Raw genomic sequence first — 21,394 nt, 5'->3', positions numbered from 1 at the left:
CCACTATGGACCACGTTCGTCTGTTGCTCCTCAAGGTTGCGTCTGCGCTTGATGGGGAAGACTGGTTGCTCGTTGGTGGGGCGATGACCCACTTGCACTGCGCGTTGAATGAGGTTGGCTACGCCAGGCCAACAGCAGATGTCGACATAGTCGTGGATCCGGTCAACCATTCGACTCTGGGCAGTGTGGCACAAAAATTGGAGGAAAGCGGATACGAGCCAGTCTTGCCACTAACTAGAGAAGGGTTCCTCCATCAGTTTCTCGGTGGCCAGGGATTTCGTGTTGATGTGATGGGGAAGGACAGTGAAAATACGCCCGACCGATGGCGCGGGTACAACGTCGTAAAGTGCCCCGGGTCCAAATCAGCACTCGGCATCCTTTCAGATGGGACGCTCAAGGATGTTCTGGAGGTACCGGTTAGTGACGAGCGGGCGGTCCGCCTGCCAAACGTTTGGTCTGCCATCTCAATAAAGGGCCACGCCCTTCGGCTCGCCGACGGAAACCGTGAACGTCACGTTCAAGATGCGCTCGCACTACTGGCGTGCGCTAATAGGACAGAAGTAAAACGAGAGCTGACAAAATCTGAGCGACTTGCGGTAAACAACATTCTCTCGAGTTCCTACATGTCCAACGTCGAGAATTGGCTGCCCTTGGACCAGGAACATTGGAGCGAGGCTCTTCAAGAGATCAGACGGTTGCGTCCCCGGGGGCCTATATCAGTACCTGAGCTGATTCAGCCGCGTTTACCGCCCGAGAAGCGATGAGTCGGGATCGGACCCCGACTTCCGCGGAAGGGGCGAAGCTCACCCCTACCGCGGCTCGACGGGGTTGCCTTGCCAGACGGTGTTGGCGGGCACCTCGTCGCCACGCATGACCAGCGAGCCGGGGCCCACGGTCGCACCGGCGCCGATGACGGAACCCGGCAGGGAAACGGAGTGGGCGCCGAGGGTGGCCGACGCCTCGATGGTGACGGTATCCAGAGACATCACGCGGTCCTGGAACAGGTGCGTTTGCACGACGGTGCCTGGGCCTACGGTGGCGCCGGCGCCGACGGAGCACAGGTCGGTTTCGGGGAACCAGTAGGACTCGACCCACGCGCCGGGCCCGATGTGAACGCCCAACGCCCGCAGCGCCAGGTTCATTTCGCCGGAGCCGGTTGCCCAGTTGAAGAACCAGGGTGCGGCGATGACTTCGATGAACTGGTCTTGCAGTTCGTTCAACCACACGAACCACGAGTACAGCGGGTGTTCGCCGGCGCGGTGTTTGCCTACGAGGACCCACTTGGCCACTACGGCGGAGGCAACTGCGACGACGCCGACGCCCATCCAGGTAAGCCCGCCGAGCAGGTACGTCCACCAGCCGATGCGCTCAAGCAACGTCACCACGCAAGCCGCGAACAGGGTGGCAAGGACCGCCTGGGTCATCGGGGCTAAAAGGCGCATCGTCTCCACGACACCACGCCTGCGCACCAACCCCTTCGTCGGTTCGTACGTCGCCTCACCTGCGGATTCGACCTCGACGCGGCGCATGCGTTCGGGCGGGGATCCCCACCAGTTCGAGTGCGCCTTGGACTTCTTCGGGCTCGCGGATAGCACCGCCACCAGGGAGTGTTTGGCGAGTTTACGTCCGGGGGCGACCATGCCGGAGTTACCTACGAACGACCGCTTACCCACGACCGCGTGGTCGGTCCGTATCCAACCTCCGCCGATTTCGTAGCCGCCGGCGAGGGTGTCGTCGGCAAGAAATGCGCCTTCGCGGACTTCGGTGAGTTTCGGCACCATGACCGCGGTGGACACTTCTGCGTGTTCGCCGATGTGGGCGCCGAGAAGGCGCAGCCAGACGGGTGTGGCGGCGCCGGCGTAGATGGGGAAGTAGCGGGTGCGGGCGTCGTCCATAAGCCGGGTGACGGTCCAGAGGCTCCAGCCGCGCAAGGAGCGGACGGGGAACACGCCGGGTTGGACGCCGAGTTGCGCCAGGCGTACGCCGGCCCAGGTCAGGGCGAGGCCAAGCCCGATGTAGACCACGCCGCCGACGGGTGCGAAGACCAGCAGGCCCCACACGGAGCGGGTCTCAAACACCCGCGCCAGGCCGAGCGTGGCCGCCGCACCGCCGAGCACAGCCAGGGCGGGCAGCACCGACAAGACCAGCGAGGTCAGGCCGTACGCAAGCGCCCACATGGGCCGGCGCGGCGGGCGTTCGTTGGGGAAGCGGTGCTTGGACCGGCCCTTTTTCCGCGCAGGCGAGCCGGCCCAGCGGGCGTGCTTCTTCACCGGTTTGTCGCCGGTGACGGTGGAGCCGGCCTCCACGTGGGCGCCCTCGCGGATCTCGGTGCCGGGCATCAGTGTGGAGCGCGCGCCCACGCGGGCGTCGGGGCCGATGACCACGGTGCCGACGTGCAGTTCGTCGCCGTCGAGCCAGGTTCCGCCGAGGTCCACGCCAGGTTCGATGGCGGCGCCCTCGCCAATGGTGGCCAGGCCGGTCACCGGCGCGAACGCGTGCATATCTACGTCCTTGCCCACCGTGTTGCCCAACAGTCGGGCGGTGATCTTGGCGGCGTTCGCACTCGCGATGTTCATTGCACCCGAGGCAGCCAGCCACCGCTCCGCGGCCCACAGCCGCAAATGCTGCGAACCGCCGCGCGGGTACACGCCGGGCGCGATCCGGCCCCGGATCGCACGCGCCCCGAGCGCGCCGATTGGGATCCGCCCCAACGGCGTGCACAGCACCGCAAACGCCACCGCGAGCCAGGTCCACGACAGCGTGGTCAGGCCCAGCACATTTGCGACGATCGCCACCCACGTCACCGCCGCCGACGCCTTCAGGGTCATCACCGGCACCATGAGCAGCGTCTGCGCCAGCCGGGTCGCGCCCGAGACCGGAGCCACAGAACGTTCGCGGGTGGAGGTTTTGGCGGTGTGGGTGAGGTCGTCGATAAGCGATGCGAGCGTTTCCAACCTGGGGTGGTCGTAGAGGTCGCGCACCGCGATGGTGGGCACGCGCTCGCGCAGACGCGCGATGAGCGAGGCGGCAGCTAGCGACGACCCACCTAACTCAAAGAAATCCGCATCCTTGCCCGGCACGTCCAGGCCGAGCACCGCCACCCATGCTTCGGCAACCCACTGCTCGGTCGGCGTCATGCCGACCGCGTCCACGCTGGCGGGCAGTGGCCACGGCAGGGCTTTCTTGTCCACCTTGCCGGAGGTGCGGATCGGTAGTTCGTCCATCACGTGGATGCGCGGCACGAGCGCGGCCGGCATGACCTCGGCGAGGCGCTCGCGCATCTGCTGCACGTCCAACGAAACGCCGTCGTCGGGGGAGACATAGCCGACGAGCACCTTGTCACCTGCGGGCAGCGTTTGTACGGCGACGGCGGAGTTATACACACCCTCGAGCGCGGCCACGTTGGCCTCCACCTCGCCGAGCTCGATGCGGCGCCCACCGATTTTCACCTGGTCGTCGGCGCGGCCGATAAACGCCAGGCCATCCTCGGTGAGTCGCACGTGGTCGCCGGTGCGGTACGCGCGCTCCCAATCACCCATCGGCGCGTACTTCTCGGCGTCTTTCTCCGGGTCGAGGTAGCGCGCGAGGCCCACGCCGCCGATGATCAACTCACCTGCTTCTCCCTCGCCGTCGCTTGCGATGGCGAGGTCCCACCCGTCCAGCGGCCAACCGATGGTCACCGGCTTGCCGGGGAAGAGCCGGGTTGCGCTGGCCACCACGGTCGCCTCGGTGGGGCCGTAGGTGTTCCACATCTCGCGGCCGTCGGCAAGGCGGTCGGTCAGTTCTTGGGAGCAGGCCTCGCCGCCCACAATGAGCAGGCGAATGTTGTCCAGGGCCTCTTTTGGCCATAGTCCGGCGAGGGTGGGCACGGTGGAGACGACCGTGATGTCGCGACGGATCAGCCACGGGCCCAAATCCTGACCCGAGCGCACCAGCGCGCGCGGGGCCGGCACCAAACACGCCCCGTGGCGCCAGGCCAGCCACATCTCTTCGCAGGACGCGTCGAACGCCACCGACAGGCCCGCAAGCACGCGGTCGTCGGGCCCGAGCGGTTCGTCCTGGCAGAACAGGCGCGCCTCCGCATCCACGAAGGCGGCGGCCGAGCGGTGGGTCACCGCTACGCCCTTTGGTTTGCCGGTGGAGCCGGAGGTGAAGATGATCCAGCAGTCGTCGTCGGGGGTGACTGTTGCAAGCGCGCCAAGCTCGCCGCCCAACACACCACCACCAACCGGCGCCTTCACCATCCGCAGGCCCGCGTCGGTCCAGATGGCATCCACGTCCGCTTCGGTGAACACGGTTTCGGCGCGCTCGTCCGGGTCGTCCGCGTCGACGGGGACGTAGGCGCAGCCGGCGCGCATCGTCGACAAGATTGCGAGGTAGAGCTCGCGGGTGCCGGACGTCATCCGGATGCCGACGCGGCCCCGGTACGGCACACCCTGGGTGCGCATGGCGGTGGCGCGTTGTTCGATTTCTTCGACGAGTTCGGCGTACGTGATTACTTCGCCGTCGTCGATGGCCGCCGCGCCGGGGTGGGCTTCGGCGGAGGCGAAAAGGACATCAATAAGTGTCCGCTCCGGCGGGGCGAGGTGGCTGCGCAGGAGCGGATTGGGAAGGGGCTCGGCTTGAACCATGCGGATTAGGTTAGACCTATCCGGGGCGCATCGCTCGACTACACGGCGACTACACGGCTATTCCGTCTCGAGCGCCTGCGACAGCTTCTTCAGGTTCTTCAGCTGCTTCTGGGACGACGCTTCGAGTGCGCGCTCCTCGGCTGCAACCACGTCGTCGCCAAGTTTGGCCAGCGCCTTCGTGCCCTTCTTGGTCGCGGCGACGATCTGGCGGCGACGGTCTTTCGGGTCGCGGTCGCGGGTGACCCAGCCGAGTTTCTCCAGCGAGTCGATGAGCCGCACCATGTCGGAGGCGTCGATGATCAGCAGTTCGGACAGTTGGCGCTGCGACATTGGAGCGACGTCCACGCAGGACAGCACCCAGTACTCGCGCATGGTGGTGTCGTGCTTGGCCAGGGTGCGTTCGACTTCGTCCTTGGTGTGCCTGCGCACGCGTTCGATCTGGAAGTGGGGAGACTTCAGAAGAGCGGAGGGCAGTTCAGGAAGCGTCGACATACCCCCACCATACTTCCCTGCGGCGTCCCAATGGTTGGGACGGCCTAATTTTCGTGCGGCAAACCTTGTTCGACCCAGGCGGTGGTGCCGCCCGCGACGTTGTAAATGCCGTCCCAGCCGAGGGCTTGCTCGAGGTATTCGCCGGCCTGTGCGCTGCGGCCGCCGCCCTTGCAGATCAGGTAGATGTCCTGATCCGGGTCGATTTCGCTGTAGCGTGCCACGAACTCGGACAGCGGAATGTTCTTGGCGCCGGTTGCGCGGACGGCGGCGTATTCGTCGGCCTCGCGGACGTCGATAAGTTGCGCGCCTGCAGGGACTTCAGTGACTTGGACATTCTCCATGGCTCGTATGATAGCGCCCGTGACGTCCACTCCTCGCTGGGTTTATCATGTGCGCCGCATTGTCGCGCTGCTCATCGTTGTGTTCGTCGTGCGCATATTGCTTTTCGACGACACCACGCCTTCCCCCGAAACCCCCACCACGGAAGAGACGTCGTCGGAGACGTCGGTTCGTCGAGAAGCAGCTGCGCAGATTCCAGCGGGACGGCCGGTGGAGATGGTTGTGCCGGTGTTGGGGATGCGCGCCGGGTTTGAGGCCGAGGATTGCCGGGTGGTCGATGGCGCGATCGATCCGAAGAGCCTGGATAAGGCGTGTGCGCTGACGGGGGAGGGGTACCCGTACGCGCTGCCTGGCACGGATGCGAAGGATCTTGTGGTCATCGCGGGTCACACGGGTGCGGGGGTGAGCGCGGTGTTTAACAAGCTTTACGACGGCACCACCGAGCACCACAACGTTGCCGTCGGCGACTACCTCTACGTGCGCACCGAAACCTCCGGGCAGGACTGGCTGGTGTACCGCGCGACTGATCTGCACGATCCTGACAAGAAGTCGCTTGCCTCCAACCCGGAGATCTGGGGTGACGGGCCGATGCCTGGTCGGCTGCTGACCATCAGTTGTGTGCAGCCGTCGAACCTGCTGGCCAACTCGGTGCGCAATGCGGTGGTGGGGTGGCAGCTCGAGGGCACCGCCACTGACGACGAGGTGGAAACCGTCTTCCAGCCACGTTGATTTCTGGTGCGTTGTCGCGCCCGTTTGTCAAATTGTGACAAAAGTTTCTCGTGTGACTGGTGTAAAAACTGTCAAGACACTGTAGACTTCAAGTTGAACTTTAGACTTTCTCAACTTCAGGAGACCACAATGAACCGCCTTCTCGCCGCAGCCGCCGCTGGCGCTCTCGCCCTGGCCGCCCTGCCGATGGCAAACGCCAACGCGCAGGACCTGCCCAAGGAAACCAAGGACGCGCGCGGCGAAACCTACTTCCTCAACGAGGAAGGCACCCACTACGTGCCTGACGCGCAGGAGGCGCTCAAGCCGTTCGCGCAGCTCGACTCCGCACAGCAGGAGAAGGCAGTTGCAATTGTCGACGCCGCCGTGGCCGGCCTCATCGACACCGGCGTCATCCGCGACGCCCAGACTTCTGTGCAGGCACCGGCACCCGCTCCCGCCCCGGAGCTCTCTGAAGAGGAGAAGGCTGAGGCGCAGTCTGGTGGCGAGGCCACCCAGGCCCCGGCTGAGAAGCCGCTTGGCGCCGACAACGTCGACCCGGCCAACCCGGACCCGGTTGCCAACGGTTTGGTCAAGTTCCCGCCAGTGGCCACCCTGGACGGCGTGACCTACTTCCTGAACAAAAACGGTCACACCTTCGTCGCCGATGTCCTGCGCGTGAACTCGGATGTCACGCCGGAGGAGATTGCGTTGAGTGATGGGCTCGTCGCAAAGTTTGCTGGCGAAATCGCGCGCCAGGGTATCGAGGCCGCTCGCGCTGCCGGCGACCTGAACGTCGACGTCGCCCCGGCTGCCCCGTACGCCGCCGAGCGTGGCGGCGCTGAAACCGTTGACGCGGCCGCCGCTGACACTGCCGCGACCGCCCAGCGCGGCCTCGCCGCCGAGACCGGCTCCAACACCCTCGTGCGCGCACTATTCGCGCTGCTGCTCGCATCTGTGCTGGGTACCGGCGTATACGCCTTCGCGCGCCGTCGTCTTATCTAGGACACCCGACTTGATTTACGGCTGAGAATGATGTTCTCTTAGTTCGTGAATTATAGACATCTGATCGCCACCGCCTGTGCATCCGCTGTGATCGCAGGCGGTGTCGTAGCTCCTGCAACCGCCCATGCTCACGTCGACATCGACCCACTCAGCCGTGAGTGCAAGGAAGCCACTGCAGCTGCGAAGAGGGGCGCGCCGATCCCGCACATGGACCGCTTCGTGTTTAGCGACAACGAAAACGCCCTCGTCGAAAACACCCTGTACCTTTACGCGCCGGACCGACTGAAGCCGCACATCGACCGCGCCACCGCCGAATGGCGCAAGGCCACCAATGGCCTCGTGCGTTTCGAGTACGTGGACAAACCCGGCTACAAAGTCGTCACCGTCCAGGAGGCTAACCTCGGCGGCTCCGTAGGTCGCGTCATCGGCAACGTGCACGACATGAAGGTGCTGATTAACCCCGACACGATCCGTGGAGGACACGAACCGAGCATCACCATGACCCTCGCCCACGAGATCGGCCACGCCATGGGCCTTGCCCACTCGTGCGACGGTGCGCTGATGAAGGTGGGCAACAACCGCGGCAAGTCCGCGACTACCCCGCAGGCCCTGGACGCACAGGTGCTCATCCAGCACAACAACCTTAAGCAGTACGGCGGCCGCCCGCCGAAGCCGAGCACGACTGCTGCACCTGCGCCTGCGCCCGCGCCCGCTCCGGAACCGTCGCCGGTGGAGCCCTCGACTCCGACAACAACTCAGCCGACGACCTCGGAGCCCGCGCCGGTAGTTCCTGAGCCGTCCACGCCTGAGATCAGCACCGTCGTTACGACGGTCCCGGCCACAACGACCACCGAGGAACCGACCACCGAGACGACGGTGATCGAAACTGTCGTGGTTGAGGAACCCACCTCTGCGGAGCCGACCCCTGAGGAGCCCACCCAGGTCGCTCCCGTCGAGGAATTGCCGAAGCCGACCACCCTGCAGGAAGCGTTGGATGCGGTGAAGGAAGCGAAGCATCAGTACGTGGCTGCTGATGAGGCAGTTAGGGCAGCGCAGGAAACGGGCGAAGGCATCGATGAAGCCGAGGCAGCTGCGGATGCTGCCTGGAGCGTCTTGCAGGCTGCCCAGAACAATCTTGAGGAGTTCAAGGCGCAGCACCCGGATGCCACGCTCGAACCGGAGCCCACGCAGAAACCGGAGCCGACGTCTGAGGTAACCACCAAGCCAGAGGTGACGACGCCTCGTTCCACCACGACCGCGAAGGCAACTACGTCTGCGCCGACTACGACCTCTATGACCTCGCGGACATCGACCACGTCCCCGACGCTGAGGCCCACGCCAACTACGCAGACCCAGGCGACGAAGGCCACCACGACCACGAAGTTGTCGGAGGTTGCACCGTCTACGACGACGGAGAAGGCAACCACGACCAAGCAGGCAACGTCGTCGAAGGAAACCACAGTGACCACGACCCCGCGTACGTCTGCTGTCACGCCGTCTACGACTCCGCGGTTCTCGACCAAGACGTCGACCACCAAGGCCACGCCGACCACGCCGACCACTGTGACTCGGGCGACGAAGGCAACCACGACCACGAAGTCGTCTGATGTTGCGCCGTCTACTTCCACCAAGAAGGCAAGTACGTCTGCGACAACTCCGTCGGCAGAGTCCACGGTGACCACGACCTCGCGTCCGTCTGATGTTGCGCCGTCTTCGACGCCGCGGTTGTCGACCAAGACGTCGACCACCAAGGTAACGCCGACCACGAAGCCGTCGGAGGCTGCACCGACCACCACGGCAGCGGCTACTACGGTGGTGGAGATTCCGGAGGGGTCGGTCGTCGATAAGAGTACGAGCGCAACGACAACAATCACGGAATCGCTGGAGATCCCGGCTGGGAAGGAAGATGGCTCGGCGAAGTCCTCGAGCACCTCGCCGCTTGCGATCATCGTGCCGAGCATTCTGCTGGTGCTTACGGGCCTCGGCGCTGTTGGGTTTTACCTGTACAAGCACTACTTCTAAACCGAAAGGGTGTGCATTTTTTCGACCGATCGGTTGATGAATCCGGGTGGTTCCCAGGCCTACTGTCGTGAAGGTCGAAAGGAACCCCATGACTACAGTGCACACCCCAAACACAACAACCGAACACCCCGGTCGGTGGAAGGCCCTCGCAGTCCTCGCCGCGGGGCTGGCGCTGATTGTTATGGACGGCACCATCGTTGGCGTCGCCCTGCCCACGATGATCACCGCGCTCGACCTCAGCCTCACCAACGCGCAGTGGGTCAACGCGATCTACAACGTCATCTTCGCGGCGTTGCTGCTCGGCTCCGGTCGCCTCGGTGATCGCGTCGGCCGCCGCACCACGTTCGCCGCAGGCGTTGCGCTGTTCATTGGTGGCTCGTTGCTTGCAGGCTTATCGACGACCGCAACCACCCTGATCACAGCCCGCGCCGTCCAAGGCGTCGGTGGTGCATTGGTGCTGCCGGCGACGTTGTCGTCGGTAAATTCGCTCTTCCACGGCAAGGACCGTGCCGCCGCGTTCGGTGTGTGGGGCGCCGTGATGAGCGGTACGGCGGCGCTTGGCCCGCTGCTCGGCGGAGTGCTCACGCAGTACTTCTCCTGGCAGTGGATCTTTTTGGTAAACCTTCCGCTCGGCCTGCTGGTGCTGCTGGGGATTTACGCCTGGGTGCCGCAAACCCACGGTAAACGCAATGTCCGGGGTGTCGACGTCGACGGCCTGCTCACCTCCGCCATCGGCTTCGGGCTTGTCGTGTTCGGGCTCATCGAAGCGACCACGCTCGGCTGGTGGGAAAAGAAAGAAACCTTGCGCATCGGCTCCTGGTCCTGGCCAGAGAGCTGGACTGTCTCGCCCGTGCCGTTCGCCATCGGTATCGGCCTGATCTTCATCGGCCTGTTCCTGCGCTGGGAGCTGCACCGCGCGCGCAACGGCCGCGATGCGCTTCTGGATCTCTCCCTGTTCAAAGTCGGCACATTCTCCTGGGGCAACCTCACCGCTGCCATGGTCGCCGTCGGCGAGTTCGCCCTCATGTTTGTCCTGCCGTTGTTCCTGGTCAACGCGGTCGGCCTTTCCACCGTGCGCACCGGCCTTGTCCTTGCCGCGATGGCATTCGGCGCGTTCGTTTCCGGTGCCTCCGCACGCCACCTCGCGGCTCGGCTCGGCGCGCCGGGTGTCGTCGTGCTTGGTCTTGCGCTTGAGGTGGTTGGTGTTGGGCTGTTGGCGGGGGTCGTCGCAACGCAAGGCTCCACCTGGTTCACCGTCGGCGCACTCGTGGTCTACGGCGTGGGGCTCGGCCTCGCCTCCGCGCAGTTGACCTCGACGGTGCTCGCCGGTATCCCCGAAGCGCAGTCGGGCGCGGGCTCGGCCACCCAGTCCACTGTGCGCCAACTCGGCTCCGCCATGGGCGCCGCGATCGCTGGATCCGCCCTGGCAGCGGCGATGGCGCGCACCATCCCGTCCTCGCTCGACGCTGTTGCCGGGGTGCCCGACAATGTGCTGTCCAAGCTGTCCGACGCCACCCAGGCGTCCGCGGGCTCGATGATCGGGCAACTTCGCGACGCCAACCCCTCCGACCCCTTCACCGCACCCCTCGGCGACGCCCGCAGTGTGGTTGTAGAGCAGTTGGCCAGCGGGTTCGCCGAGGCCGCCGCCTGGTCGATCGGGTTCTCTGCGCTGTTCCTGCTGTTAGGACTGCTCGGCTCGGTGATGGTGCTGCGTGAGACGAAGAAGGCGCCGGCCGCAGTCTAGTGTTCGCTGATCGTCTAGCTCGCCGCGAGGCCAACCAGACGATCACGCACATAATGACCATCATGTTCAACATGGCCTGGGGAAATGTGAAGCCCGCCAGCTGATCGTCTAGTTGGATCTGAGGGGGAGCTAGACGACTGCGCAAAAACCCCAGCAAAACCCCAGAAAACCCACCACAGAACAGCAAAAACCGGGCCCCGCACAGTCGCGGAGCCCGGGATGAAAACAAGAAACGTCTTACTTGTCGCCCTTGTATGCGTCGATGGAGGCCTGGAGGATCTTCTCGGCTTCTGCCTTGTTGCCCCAGCCGGAGCCGGTGACTTCCTTGTTCGGTTCGAGGTCCTTGTAGTGGACGAAGAAGTGCTCGATTTCGTCCTTGACAAAGTCGGAGACGTCGTCGATGTCCTGGTAGTGGTCGTAGCGGACGTCGTCAATGACGCAGAGCAGTTTGTCGTCGCCGCCGGCTTCGTCGGTCATCTTGAATACGCCAAGCGGACGGGCCTTGACGGTGACGCCCGGGAAGACGGGTTCGGGGAGGATGACGAGGGCGTCGAGTGGGTCGCCGTCGTCGGCAAGAGTGTTGTCGATGTAGCCGTAGTCGGCTGGGTATGCCATCGGGGTGAACAGGTAGCGGTCGAGGTAGACGCGGCCGGTTTCGTGGTCGAACTCGTACTTGTTGCGTGAGCCCTTGGGGATTTCGATGATGACCTCAATAGACATGGGATCTCCTTCGTTTGGTGATTGTCCGCAAATCATCATACGTGGGCTACGCTTTTTGCCGATGAAGGTATGGACTTGGGTTGCGGGCACGTTGGCGTTGGCTGCGGTTGGTGGTGTTGCTGGGTTTGGTGTGGCTGCGCATGAGCAGTTGTCGCGTATTGAGCATGCGCCGGCGTTTCGGCTTGAGCAGGCGGCGTTTCCGCTTGTGCCTGCAGAGCCTTCGCTTATCGACGACACCTTGCTGACCCAAACCCTCACCAATCTTGCTGAGAATCCTGGTTTGGGGCAGTTCCATGCGCGGGTGTCGTCAGTAAGCGGGGGCGTGGTGTTTGACGAGGCCTCCGGGGATGCGCTGCGTCCGGCGTCGGTGACGAAGGTACTCACGGCCGCGGCGGCGCTGATCGAGTTGGGGCAAAATGACACGATCACCACACAGGTGGTGCGTGCTGCGGATTCGGGTGCGGTGACGATCAAGGCTGCCGGCGACGTGTGGTTGGACGCGGAGGCGCTCGACGAGTTAGCGGGCCAGATCGGGGAGGCGTCCGAGGTGTACGTGGATACGTCGGCCTGGGCGGGCATGCCGGAGATGATGCCGGGCTGGGACCCGTTGGATATCGACGGCGGTTACGTCGCACCCCTGCAGCCCGCGATGCTGTCCGGTGGGCGCTTGGACGGGGAGACGTCTGGGGACGTGCCGCGTTCGCACACACCGGCCCTCGACGTAGCGCAGGCGCTGGCGAATCGCCTCGGCGCGGGCGTGGTGGATGTGCGCGAGGCCCCCACCGACACCGAGGTCGTCGCTGAGGTGGAATCGCCAACACTGGTGGAGCGCCTCGAGATGATGATGAAGGAATCCGACAACGTCTACGCCGAGGCGATCGGCCGCGAGGTCGCGCTCGCGCGCGGGGTGAAGGACGCGCCGTCGGCGACGCTGTCGTTGCTGCAGGAGCACGGCATTGATACGTCGGGTGTGGCGCTCTCGGACAACTCGGGATTGTCTACAGACAACCGCATCCCGCCGGTGGTGTTGGATAGCGTGCTCGTGGAAGCTACGACCAAACCCGAACTCCGCCCGCTGTTATCCACGCTGCCGGTTGCAGCAGGCGATGGCACGCTGGCGGACCGCTACGGCGACCTGCCTGGGCGCGGCTGGGTCCGCGCGAAGACTGGCACGCTCGACGGCACCGCCTCGCTGGCCGGAACGGTGACCAGCGTGAACGGCAACATTTATACGTTTGCGCTGATCTGCAACGACGCCGACGTGCTCGCGGCGCGCCGGGCCATGGACGAGTTCACCTCGGCGCTGCGAGCTTTCTAAAAGGCACCCTGATGCAACCGTTTTGGCCGCGCCGCTCCCCGCACTTCCTCGCGTGCAGGCAAGCCGTGCGTCCCTTCGATGGGCCAGCGGTGATCGGGCTGTCGGGCGGGCCGGACTCGTTGGCGCTGGTTGCGGCAGCAGCAGCAGAGCAAAAGGACGTCTCGGTGATGGTCGTGGACCATGGTTTGCAGCCCGGATCGGCCGACGTCGCCGAGCGTGCCGCGGCCGTAGCGCGCGAGTTCGGGTTTGCCTCTACGGTGGCCAACGTGACAGTAGGTCCCGGCAACGTCGAGGCCGCCGCACGCGAAGCCCGCTACGCCGCGCTACTCGAACAGGGCCGCGACGTGTGGGTCGCACACACCGCCGATGACCAGGCAGAAACCCTGCTACTCGGCGCGTTGCGTGGCAACCCGTCGGGCATGGCGCAGCGCAACGGACACATCGTCAGACCGTTTCTGAACATCCGCCGCGCAGACACCGTCGGGGCGTGCGAGGAACTCGGGCTCGAACCTTGGCACGACCCGATGAATGACGACCCGGCGTATCGTCGAGTAGCAATGCGCCAGAACATCGTCCCGGCGCTGACAGACCTGCTCGGCGGGGACGCGGTGCCAGCGCTTGCTACCACCGCGAATCGGATCGCAGCCGACCAGGCGCTCATCGAGCAACTTACAGACCTCACGCCGACCACGTCGTGTGTGGAGTTGGAGGGGGATGCGGGGCCGGTGAGGTGTCGTCGATTAGCAAGATGGCTCCTGGATGAAGGAGTGCGGGTTCAAGGCGACCAACTGGCGGCGATCGAGGCACTGGTGACCAACTGGCGCGGGCAGGGGCCGATCGCGGTAGGCGGCGGGCGTTCGGTGGCGCGAATCGACGGGAAACTGGTCCTTGTGCGGGCGTGATCTGCGCAATACGCTCGGTGACTATGCAACCAGGTGAGAAGTCGATGCGGGAGATCGTAGAGAGTTTCCGCCGCTTTCAGGCAGAAGAGGGGATTCAGGGAGGGCTTCTTGAGGACTCCCACGATGATTTAGCCGACGAGCTCCTGAGCCGCGACGAACGCAACGTAGCGCAGCTCTAGCCCAAATGCCCCAGGTGGTTGTGCCTTGTAGGAATCTAGTGGCAAGATGAGGAAGTTACGCGCAGGTGAACTGCGTGACGTCCGCGAGGCACAGCGAAAGGGAAAGGCCAGCCCATGACTGAGTTGCACGACACGAAGGACTTCAACGTTCCGCCGAACCGTTACGGCGACGACGTGGAGGCGATCCTGATCGACGAGGAATCGTTGCAGGGGCGCATCCAGGAGTTGGCGGATATGGTGTCGGAGAAGTACCGCGACTCCGAAGAGGACCTCATTTTGGTGTGTGTGCTGAAGGGGGCGGTGTTCTTCCTAACGGACTTTGCGCGCAAGCTCTCCATTCCGGCTGAGATGGAGTTCATGGCGGTGTCCTCTTACGGCAACTCGACGACGAGTTCTGGCGTGGTCCGCATTCTGAAGGACCTGGATAAGGAGATCGCTGGCCGTGATGTGCTGGTGGTTGAGGACATCATCGATTCGGGTCTGACCTTGTCGTGGTTGCTGCGTAATTTGAAGAACAGGAACCCGAAGAGCCTTGAGGTCGTTACTCTATTGCGCAAACCGGATGTGCAGACGGCGCAGATCGACTTGCTTGATATCGGGTTTGATATCCCGAACGAGTTCGTGATCGGCTACGGCCTGGATTACGCGGAGCGCTACCGTGATTTGCCGTACGTGGGCACGTTGCATCCGCGCGTGTACTCGGACGCTGAGTAAAGCCGACTAGAACAAAGGTTTATGAGCAAAAATAAAAACGTCATGCGGTGGGGCATTATGGGCGCCATCGCGCTTATTGTGCTCTATTTGCTGACGCTGATCGGGGACGATTCCCGCGCTTACCAGAGCGTGGATACGTCGGTGGCGATGCAGCAGCTCCGCGAACATAACGCGGAGGAAGTGCAGATCGATGACCGTGAGCAGCGGGTGCGTATTGATCTGCGTGAGCCGATTACTGTGGACGAGCGCGAGGGTGTCGAGGCGATCTCCGCCCAGTACCCGGCTCGTACCGCGCCGGATGTGTTCCAGGCGGTGCGTGAGGCTGAGGCGGATTCCTACCAGACGAACGTGACGCAGGATTCGTTCCTGATGTCCATGCTGGGCTTCATGCTGCCGATGATCCTGGTGTTCGGCTTGCTGTTCTACTTCATGTATCGCATGCAGTCGGGCGGCGGCGGACCGTTTGGCATTGGTGGTTCGAAGGCGAAGCAGCTGACCAAGGACAACCCGACCAACACGTTCGATGACGTGGCGGGTGCCGACGAGGCCGTCGACGAACTCCACGAAGTGGTGGACTTCCTCACCGACCCGAGCGTGTACGAAAAGCTCGGCGCGAAGATCCCGCGTGGTGTGCTGCTCTATGGCCCGCCGGGCACCGGTAAGACCCTGCTTGCGCGTGCTGTCGCTGGTGAGGCGGGCGTGCCGTTCTACACCATCTCCGGTTCTGACTTTGTGGAGATGTTCGTTGGTGTGGGTGCCTCCCGCGTGCGTGACCTGTTCAAACAGGCGCGTGAGAACGCTCCGTGCATCATCTTTGTCGATGAGATCGATGCCGTCGGCCGCCAGCGCGGCTCCGGCATGGGGGGTGGCCACGACGAGCGCGAGCAGACCCTGAACCAGTTGCTGGTGGAGATGGATGGCTTCTCCGGCCGCGAGGGCGTGATCCTGCTGGCGGCGACGAACCGTCCGGACATCCTGGACCCCGCGCTTTTGCGCCCGGGCCGTTTCGACCGCCAGATTCCGGTATCCAACCCGGACCTCGCGGGCCGTGCCCAGATTTTGAAGGTGCACGCGAAGGACAAGCCGTTGGCCAAGGACGTCAACCTGGATGCTTTGGCCAAGCGCACCGCGGGCATGTCGGGTGCGGACCTGGCGAGTGTGCTTAACGAGGCCGCGTTGCTCACCGCCCGCATCGGCGGCAACGTGATCACCGCGGATGCGTTGGAAGAAGCCACCGACCGCGTGATCGGTGGCCCGCGTCGTTCCAGCAAGATCATTTCCGAGCACGAGAAGAAGGTCACCGCCTACCACGAGGGCGGCCACACACTGTCTGCGTGGGCGCTCAAGGACATCGAGCGCGTGTACAAGGTGACCATTCTTGCCCGCGGCCGCACCGGTGGCTTTGCCATGACGGCCGACGAGGACGACAAGGGCATGTACACCCGCGACGAACTGTTCGCCCGCATGGTGTTCGCCATGGGTGGCCGCTCCGCCGAGGAACTGGTCTTCGGCGCGCCGACCACCGGTGCGTCGAACGACATCGAGCAGGCCACGAAGATCGCGCGTGCGATGGTCACCGAGTACGGCATGACCTCCTCGCTTGGCCCGGTGAAGTACGGCCAGGAGCAGGGCGATCCGTTTTCCGGCCGCGGCGGTGGCGGCACGCTCGAGTACTCGCCGGCAGTCGCCGCGAAGATCGACGAGGAGATGCAGACGCTTCTCGACGAAGCCCACAAGGTCGCCTACACAACCCTCGAGCGATACCGCGACGAGCTGGATACGTTGGCCTCGAAGCTTCTGGAGAAGGAAACCCTGCGTCGCGGCGATCTGGAGGAGATCTTCGACTCGATCGAGCCGCAACGCCCGACCTTGCCGGAGCACGACGTGCGCTTCGGTCGCCAGATCGGTCGCGAGCCGGTGAAGACCCCAGTGGAGATTGCGAAGGAGCGTGGCGAGGAGCCACCGAAGCGTTTCTCCATCCTGGAGGCGTCGAAGGCGACGCGTGAGCGTCGTCGCAAGGAACGCGAGGCGGAAGAGAAGGCAGCGGAGCAGAAGGGCTCCACGCGTTGGCAGCCGCCGAAGGGCCAGGCCCCGCAGTACCGCGGTGAGAAGCCGCCGGCGGACTGGACCTACGTGGGCGGACCGCAACCAAAGCAGCCCGAGCCGAAGCAGCACCCGGGTGCGGAGAACTACCCGACCCGGGAGACCGAGGAGATCGGCTTCCGCCTGCCGGAGCACGAACGCCCAGACAACCCAGCGCGTGGTCCGGAGCCGGAGACCCGTCCGACTGCGTCTGAAGACGAGACGACCCAGTTGCCACGGGAACCGTGGGAGCCGAAGCACAGGAGAGACGACGATGACGACGCCTAAGTTTGACCACGAGCGCGCCGAAGCCGCCGTGCGTGAACTGCTCATCGCGGTGGGGGAGGACCCGGACCGCGAGGGCCTCGTGGAGACGCCAGCGCGGGTGGCGCGCGCCTACGCAGAGGTGTTCGCGGGCCTGCACGAGGACCCGAAGGTGCACTTGGAGAAGTCCTTTTCGGAGAACCACCGCGAGTTGGTGCTCGTGCGTGACATTCCGATCTACTCCACCTGCGAGCACCACCTCGTGCCGTTCTACGGCGTGGCCCACATCGGCTACATCCCTGGCCAGGACGGCAAGGTGACCGGCCTGTCCAAGTTGGCCCGTGTGGCGGATATGTATGCGAAGCGCCCGCAGGTGCAGGAGCGGTTGACGGCGCAGATTGCGGATGCGATCGTCGAAAAGCTTGATGCGTCTGCGGTGATCGTCGTCATCGAATGCGAGCACCTGTGCATGGCGATGCGCGGCATCCGGAAGCCGGGTGCGACGACGACAACGTCCGCTGTCCGTGGCGGTTTTCAGAAGAACGCGGCCTCGCGTGCCGAGGTCATGAGCCTGATTAGGGGATAGAACACCAATGACCACTGTCGCCGACCTGACACTGCCCGGACGCACGAGTGTGATGGGGATTGTCAACGTCACGGAGGATTCGTTTTCGGATGGCGGCAAGTGGCTCGCCACCGATGACGCCATCGCCCATGCCCACGAGTTGGTGCGGTTGGGTGCGGACATTATCGACGTCGGCGCCGAATCCACCCGACCCGGCGCCACCCGCGTTCCCGCGGAGGTGGAAGCGGAGCGCATTCGCCCGGTGATCCGGACGTTGCACGAGGATGGCATCCGGACCTCGATTGACACGATGCGTGCCGCTACCGCGCAGGCCGCTGCTGAAGAGGGCGTGGATCTGATCAACGACGTCTCCGGTGGCCTGGCGGATGAGGACATGTACCGCGTGATGGCGGAAACGCAGCTGCCGGTGTGCCTCATGCACTGGCGTGCGGACGCGTTTGTCAACGCCTCGGGCGCGGCTGACCACGGCGGGGATGTGGTCAAGGACGTCCACCAGGTGCTGGCAGAACTCGTCGAGAACGCCCTGGCCGCGGGGGTGGCCAAGGAGCAGATCACGCTGGACCCGGGCCTGGGCTTTGCCAAGACCGCGGCCGATAACTGGGCGCTGCTCAACGCCCTGCCGGAGTTCATTGCCGGCGAGTTCCCGATTCTTGTCGGCGCGTCGCGCAAGCGTTTCCTCCGCGAGATCCGCGCGGATCGTGGTCTGGAGCACTCCCCGGTGGATGCGGACCCGGCCACCGCTGCCGTCACGGCGCTTTCTGCCCAGGCAGGCGCGTGGTGCGTGCGCGTGCACGAGGTTGCGGTCTCGCGCGACGCGGTGGATGTGGTGGCAAGGTGGAACCATGGCTGACCGCATCGAACTCAAGGGGCTTAAGTTCCACGCCAACCACGGCGTGCTCGAGCACGAAACGGAGTTTGGCCAGGCGTTCTCGCTGGACATCACGTGCTGGTTGGAGTTTGCAGATGCCGCGCGTGACGACGACCTGACCAAAACCGTCAACTACGCCGAACTCGCCGACACCGCGCTGGCGATTGCAACCGGTACGCCGCGTCAGTTGATTGAGACCGTGGTTGTCGAGATCGCAGAGACCGCCATGCGCACCTACGACGCGCTGCACGCGATCGAGGTGACCTTGCACAAGCCACACGCGCCGATCCCGGCAGTGTTCGACGATGTTGCCGTGGTGGCGCGCCGCTCCCGGAAACGGATGTGATGCCCATGCGCGCAGTGCTGTCCTCCGGATCGAACATGGGTGATGCGCGTGCGCACCTGCGCGCGGTTGTGGACGAGTTCGCCGACGAAACCGTTGCCGCCAGCTCCATCTACGCCACCGCACCCTGGGGAAAAACCGACCAGCCGGACTTTCTGAACCAAAGCCTGCTGGTGGAGGTGGACCAAACCCCACACGAGTTGCTCGATCGCTGCCAGCGCCTAGAAAACGAGGCCGAGCGTGTGCGCGTGGAGCGCTGGGGCCCTCGCACCCTAGACGTGGACATTGTCTGGATCGAGGGCTACACCTCCGACGACCCGGTGCTGACGGTCCCGCACCCGCGCGCGCACCTGCGCCAGTTTGTGCTCGAGCCGTGGTTGGAGATTGATCCGGGTGCGGAGTTGAGGGGGTCGTCGATACGCGAATTGCTCGATGGCCTGGAGGATCAAGAGGTGCGCAAACTATGAAGCGCACGCCGATCGAAGGCCTTATCGCCGCCGCTGGCTTCAGTGCCGCAGCTGCGTTGATTGTGGTGCGGCGTTATTACAGCTGGCTGGAGTCGCTGGACCTAATCGTGCCGCTGTCGCTGTGGTGCATCGCTGCGGTGGCTGGGTGGCTGGCGTGGGTGGTGCATAAGCGCCGCAAGGACGGCCAGGTGGGGCTGGATCGGAGCCAACTCAACCCGATGCAGGCGGCGAACTTCATGGTGTTCGGCAAGGCCAGCGCGTGGGCGGGTGCGATCTGCGGCGGCATGTATGCAGGCGCGTTGATGTATGTGGTGCGCAGGCTCGACGTGCTGGCGGCCGCATCCGAGGACGTCGTGCCGCTGACCGTGGGCACCCTCGGCGGCATCGCGCTGTGTGTGGCCGGGTTGGTGCTGGAGAAAAACTGCGAGGTGTCGCCACCCGCCGACGGGCAGGGGGTTGGCTAGAGTGTTGGGCATGAGTGCCAAAAACACATCCAGTGACAGCGCAACCCTGTGGGTCATCGTCCCCTTTGTTGTCGCCGTAATTGGCACCGTTGTCATGCTGTTTACCAACTCTGCCAACGCGCTGAAGATCGCGTTGATCTTCGCGCTGTGGGCCGGAGCGGCCGGGTTGATCTTGAACTTCCGCAGCCGCCGCGAGCGTGACGACGCCACCCGGGACGCCGAAGCCGCCCGCGAGCAAGTCCGCGAGCAGGAAGAGCGCCACAAGGCCGTCATCGCCGCCCTGCCGCAGGGCGAGGGTTCCGCGGTGGACATGGAAGCCCTTCGCGCGCTGCAGGACGAGATCCAGGCACTGCGAGCACAGTTGGAGGAGCTCAACGGCCGCGTCTTCGAGTACGAGCCAGCCGCCGTGCGCGCCTCTGCGCGTCGCATCTCCGAGTTGGAGAGCACCCCAGAACCAGAACCAGAGCCGACACCGGAGCCGGAACCAACGCCGGAGCCGGAACCTGCGCGCCCGTCGCCGTCGACCGACGACACGGTTGTGCTCGACCGCGTGCGTCCCACCGGTGCACCGAGCTCGGATGCGATCGCTGGCCGCATTGGCACCCAGCCGTCCGGCCGCCCTGCCCGCAACCCGCTGTCTGACCTGATCAGCGAGCGAAAGGCGCAAGCAGAAGCAGAAGCAGAAGCAAAGCCAGAACCGCAGCCAGAACCCAAGCCGGAGCCAACCCCGGAACCGCAGCCGGAGGAGGAGCCGCACCGTTCGGGCCGCCGTCGTCGTGACGAGCGCGAGAACTCCATTTCCGTCGCTGAACTGCTCGCCCGCCGGGGGAAGTAAATGGCGCCACGCCTGCTCGTAGGCGCAATCCCCGGCCATAGCCAACTCGCTGTCGATCTGGAACGCGCCGGGCACACCGTGCGCCCGATCGACATCAACACTGACCCGGGCGCGATCGCGCACGTGGACCTCGTGCTCATCGACGGCTCCGCGAACGATATCCGCGCCGCCGCAGAAATCCTGGCTGATTACGCGCGCCCGCAGCAGATGTTCCTCCACACCGCGTTGGAGGAAGGCCCGCAGTTGCTTGACGACATCGAAACGTCTCAGGCCATCACCATGTGCGCCCACAACCTCTTCGACAACATCTGGGTCACCTCCGCCGCGGACGAACTCGGCGAGACCGTCGTGGGGCTGCTCATCGCGGAGATCGGCGGCACGAGCATGCGTATCGACGACACCGTCCGCCCCACCATCGCCGCCGCCCAAGAACTTCGCGCGCTGGAAGCGACGGTGCGCGATGACGCGCTCGAGCTGCTCATCGACGCGGTCCCGTCGTTTGAGGCGGTGGCGGAGAAGTTCATCGAGGCGGCGTCGGGTCGTCGATACGCAAGGAGCGTGAACGACTTGGACCGGATGCTGGACGCACTGCCGGAACCCGGGGTGCGCAGGCTGTTTGTGGATCTGCAGCGCCGACGCGGTGAGATGGAGCAGGACACGGATACGGAACTGTGGGTTATTCAGAAATACGAGGGAAGATAAAGGGGAAGATAG

General features: G+C 64.6%; 21 protein-coding genes. 17 read left to right on the top strand and 4 right to left on the bottom strand.

Going from position 1 to position 21,394, the window contains the following annotated elements; translation table 11 throughout:
• Window positions 1-5: 5 nt before the first annotated feature.
• Window positions 6-764: a hypothetical protein gene (locus HMPREF3171_RS05330; protein ID WP_070450332.1), complete on the top strand. Its 759-nt coding sequence runs from the start codon at window positions 6-8 to the stop codon at window positions 762-764.
• 45 nt (window positions 765-809) lie between these two features.
• Here the strand turns inward: HMPREF3171_RS05330 and HMPREF3171_RS05325 are convergent, their stop codons facing one another.
• The 3 genes from HMPREF3171_RS05325 to HMPREF3171_RS05315 are packed head-to-tail and all read right to left on the bottom strand — an operon-like array spanning window position 810 to window position 5,464.
• Window positions 810-4,631, bottom strand: coding sequence for a Pls/PosA family non-ribosomal peptide synthetase (locus tag HMPREF3171_RS05325; RefSeq protein ID WP_070483469.1), 3,822 nt, complete (start codon window positions 4,629-4,631; stop codon window positions 810-812).
• A 57-nt stretch (window positions 4,632-4,688) separates the two neighbouring features.
• Window positions 4,689-5,123, bottom strand: coding sequence for a MarR family winged helix-turn-helix transcriptional regulator (locus tag HMPREF3171_RS05320; RefSeq protein WP_070422469.1), 435 nt, complete (start codon window positions 5,121-5,123; stop codon window positions 4,689-4,691).
• A gap of 44 nt (window positions 5,124-5,167) precedes the next feature.
• Window positions 5,168-5,464 (bottom strand): rhodanese-like domain-containing protein, encoded by a 297-nt coding sequence (locus tag HMPREF3171_RS05315; protein ID WP_070422470.1) that lies wholly within the window; start codon window positions 5,462-5,464, stop codon window positions 5,168-5,170.
• A 19-nt stretch (window positions 5,465-5,483) separates the two neighbouring features.
• Between HMPREF3171_RS05315 and HMPREF3171_RS05310 the strand changes: the two genes are divergently transcribed.
• From HMPREF3171_RS05310 to HMPREF3171_RS05295, 4 genes are all read left to right on the top strand, one after another.
• The gene (locus HMPREF3171_RS05310) at window positions 5,484-6,191 is read left to right on the top strand and encodes a sortase family protein (RefSeq protein WP_246815330.1); all 708 of its coding nucleotides are present in this window, start codon (window positions 5,484-5,486) and stop codon (window positions 6,189-6,191) included.
• 129 nt (window positions 6,192-6,320) lie between these two features.
• Window positions 6,321-7,172 carry a hypothetical protein gene (locus tag HMPREF3171_RS05305; protein ID WP_070483467.1) on the top strand — a complete coding sequence of 284 codons (852 nt, stop codon included), beginning with the start codon at window positions 6,321-6,323 and terminating at the stop codon, window positions 7,170-7,172.
• Window positions 7,173-7,217: 45 nt separating this feature from the next.
• Window positions 7,218-9,194, top strand: a complete 1,977-nt coding sequence (locus HMPREF3171_RS05300) for a hypothetical protein (protein ID WP_141743361.1) — start codon at window positions 7,218-7,220, stop codon at window positions 9,192-9,194.
• Window positions 9,195-9,282: 88 nt separating this feature from the next.
• Complete coding sequence (locus tag HMPREF3171_RS05295) at window positions 9,283-10,938, top strand: MFS transporter (protein WP_070483464.1); 1,656 nt, start codon at window positions 9,283-9,285, stop codon at window positions 10,936-10,938.
• A 237-nt stretch (window positions 10,939-11,175) separates the two neighbouring features.
• On the opposite strand, the gene HMPREF3171_RS05290 is transcribed toward HMPREF3171_RS05295, so the two are convergent.
• Window positions 11,176-11,658, bottom strand: coding sequence for an inorganic diphosphatase (locus tag HMPREF3171_RS05290; RefSeq protein ID WP_070422474.1), 483 nt, complete (start codon window positions 11,656-11,658; stop codon window positions 11,176-11,178).
• A 61-nt stretch (window positions 11,659-11,719) separates the two neighbouring features.
• Here HMPREF3171_RS05290 and dacB point away from each other — a divergent pair, with 61 nt between their 5' ends.
• The 12 genes from dacB (at window position 11,720) to HMPREF3171_RS05235 (ending at window position 21,382) form a co-directional block, all read left to right on the top strand.
• The gene (dacB, locus tag HMPREF3171_RS05285) at window positions 11,720-12,976 is read left to right on the top strand and encodes a D-alanyl-D-alanine carboxypeptidase/D-alanyl-D-alanine endopeptidase (RefSeq protein WP_070483461.1); all 1,257 of its coding nucleotides are present in this window, start codon (window positions 11,720-11,722) and stop codon (window positions 12,974-12,976) included.
• A gap of 11 nt (window positions 12,977-12,987) precedes the next feature.
• Complete coding sequence (gene tilS / locus HMPREF3171_RS05280) at window positions 12,988-13,878, top strand: tRNA lysidine(34) synthetase TilS (protein WP_070483459.1); 891 nt, start codon at window positions 12,988-12,990, stop codon at window positions 13,876-13,878.
• A gap of 17 nt (window positions 13,879-13,895) precedes the next feature.
• Entirely contained in the window at window positions 13,896-14,057 is a 162-nt protein-coding gene (locus tag HMPREF3171_RS12085; protein ID WP_168161878.1) for a hypothetical protein, read from the top strand.
• Between the two features lie 114 nt (window positions 14,058-14,171).
• Window positions 14,172-14,771: a hypoxanthine phosphoribosyltransferase gene (gene hpt / locus HMPREF3171_RS05275; protein WP_070483457.1), complete on the top strand. Its 600-nt coding sequence runs from the start codon at window positions 14,172-14,174 to the stop codon at window positions 14,769-14,771.
• 21 nt (window positions 14,772-14,792) lie between these two features.
• A complete protein-coding gene (gene ftsH / locus HMPREF3171_RS05270) occupies window positions 14,793-17,141 on the top strand; it encodes an ATP-dependent zinc metalloprotease FtsH (RefSeq protein WP_070483455.1) in 2,349 nt (782 codons plus the stop codon).
• Window positions 17,128-17,703, top strand: coding sequence for a GTP cyclohydrolase I FolE (gene folE / locus HMPREF3171_RS05265; protein WP_070422479.1), 576 nt, complete (start codon window positions 17,128-17,130; stop codon window positions 17,701-17,703). Before ftsH ends, folE begins: the two co-directional genes overlap by 14 nt.
• A gap of 7 nt (window positions 17,704-17,710) precedes the next feature.
• The gene (folP, locus tag HMPREF3171_RS05260; protein WP_070483454.1) at window positions 17,711-18,553 is read left to right on the top strand and encodes a dihydropteroate synthase; all 843 of its coding nucleotides are present in this window, start codon (window positions 17,711-17,713) and stop codon (window positions 18,551-18,553) included.
• The gene (gene folB / locus HMPREF3171_RS05255) at window positions 18,546-18,917 is read left to right on the top strand and encodes a dihydroneopterin aldolase (RefSeq protein ID WP_070483452.1); all 372 of its coding nucleotides are present in this window, start codon (window positions 18,546-18,548) and stop codon (window positions 18,915-18,917) included. The genes folP and folB overlap by 8 nt, the downstream gene beginning before the upstream one ends.
• Before the next feature lie 5 nt (window positions 18,918-18,922).
• Window positions 18,923-19,381, top strand: a complete 459-nt coding sequence (folK, locus tag HMPREF3171_RS05250) for a 2-amino-4-hydroxy-6-hydroxymethyldihydropteridine diphosphokinase (RefSeq protein WP_070483496.1) — start codon at window positions 18,923-18,925, stop codon at window positions 19,379-19,381.
• Complete coding sequence (locus tag HMPREF3171_RS05245) at window positions 19,378-19,845, top strand: DUF3180 domain-containing protein (protein WP_070483450.1); 468 nt, start codon at window positions 19,378-19,380, stop codon at window positions 19,843-19,845. Before folK ends, HMPREF3171_RS05245 begins: the two co-directional genes overlap by 4 nt.
• A 10-nt stretch (window positions 19,846-19,855) precedes the next feature.
• Window positions 19,856-20,680, top strand: a complete 825-nt coding sequence (locus tag HMPREF3171_RS05240; RefSeq protein WP_070422532.1) for a DUF6779 domain-containing protein — start codon at window positions 19,856-19,858, stop codon at window positions 20,678-20,680.
• Window positions 20,681-21,382 (top strand): 6PGD fold domain-containing protein, encoded by a 702-nt coding sequence (locus tag HMPREF3171_RS05235; RefSeq protein WP_070483448.1) that lies wholly within the window; start codon window positions 20,681-20,683, stop codon window positions 21,380-21,382.
• The last annotated feature ends 12 nt before the right edge of the window (window positions 21,383-21,394 follow it).

This window comes from Corynebacterium sp. HMSC08F01, from assembly GCF_001807545.1.
GTDB lineage: Bacteria > Actinomycetota > Actinomycetes > Mycobacteriales > Mycobacteriaceae > Corynebacterium > Corynebacterium coyleae.
The sequence above is the reverse complement of the archived record's forward strand: the minus strand, read 5'-3'. Positions and strand labels throughout refer to the sequence as shown.

Bases quoted from the DNA above. Each gene is read 5' to 3' on its own strand.
- HMPREF3171_RS05235 (WP_070483448.1), top strand. From the start codon at position 20,681: ATGGCGCCACGCCTGCTCGTAGGCGCAATCCCCGGCCATAGCCAACTC.
- folK (WP_070483496.1), top strand. From the start codon at position 18,923: ATGCGCGCAGTGCTGTCCTCCGGATCGAACATGGGTGATGCGCGTGCG.
- ftsH (WP_070483455.1), top strand. From the start codon at position 14,793: ATGAGCAAAAATAAAAACGTCATGCGGTGGGGCATTATGGGCGCCATC.
- folB (WP_070483452.1), top strand. From the start codon at position 18,546: ATGGCTGACCGCATCGAACTCAAGGGGCTTAAGTTCCACGCCAACCAC.
- HMPREF3171_RS05290 (WP_070422474.1), bottom strand. From the start codon at position 11,658: ATGTCTATTGAGGTCATCATCGAAATCCCCAAGGGCTCACGCAACAAG.
- dacB (WP_070483461.1), top strand. From the start codon at position 11,720: ATGAAGGTATGGACTTGGGTTGCGGGCACGTTGGCGTTGGCTGCGGTT.
- HMPREF3171_RS05245 (WP_070483450.1), top strand. From the start codon at position 19,378: ATGAAGCGCACGCCGATCGAAGGCCTTATCGCCGCCGCTGGCTTCAGT.
- folP (WP_070483454.1), top strand. From the start codon at position 17,711: ATGACCACTGTCGCCGACCTGACACTGCCCGGACGCACGAGTGTGATG.
- HMPREF3171_RS05320 (WP_070422469.1), bottom strand. From the start codon at position 5,123: ATGTCGACGCTTCCTGAACTGCCCTCCGCTCTTCTGAAGTCTCCCCAC.
- HMPREF3171_RS05240 (WP_070422532.1), top strand. From the start codon at position 19,856: ATGAGTGCCAAAAACACATCCAGTGACAGCGCAACCCTGTGGGTCATC.
- folE (WP_070422479.1), top strand. From the start codon at position 17,128: ATGACGACGCCTAAGTTTGACCACGAGCGCGCCGAAGCCGCCGTGCGT.
- HMPREF3171_RS05295 (WP_070483464.1), top strand. From the start codon at position 9,283: ATGACTACAGTGCACACCCCAAACACAACAACCGAACACCCCGGTCGG.
- HMPREF3171_RS05330 (WP_070450332.1), top strand. From the start codon at position 6: ATGGACCACGTTCGTCTGTTGCTCCTCAAGGTTGCGTCTGCGCTTGAT.
- tilS (WP_070483459.1), top strand. From the start codon at position 12,988: ATGCAACCGTTTTGGCCGCGCCGCTCCCCGCACTTCCTCGCGTGCAGG.
- HMPREF3171_RS05315 (WP_070422470.1), bottom strand. From the start codon at position 5,464: ATGGAGAATGTCCAAGTCACTGAAGTCCCTGCAGGCGCGCAACTTATC.
- hpt (WP_070483457.1), top strand. From the start codon at position 14,172: ATGACTGAGTTGCACGACACGAAGGACTTCAACGTTCCGCCGAACCGT.
- HMPREF3171_RS05325 (WP_070483469.1), bottom strand. From the start codon at position 4,631: ATGGTTCAAGCCGAGCCCCTTCCCAATCCGCTCCTGCGCAGCCACCTC.
- HMPREF3171_RS05305 (WP_070483467.1), top strand. From the start codon at position 6,321: ATGAACCGCCTTCTCGCCGCAGCCGCCGCTGGCGCTCTCGCCCTGGCC.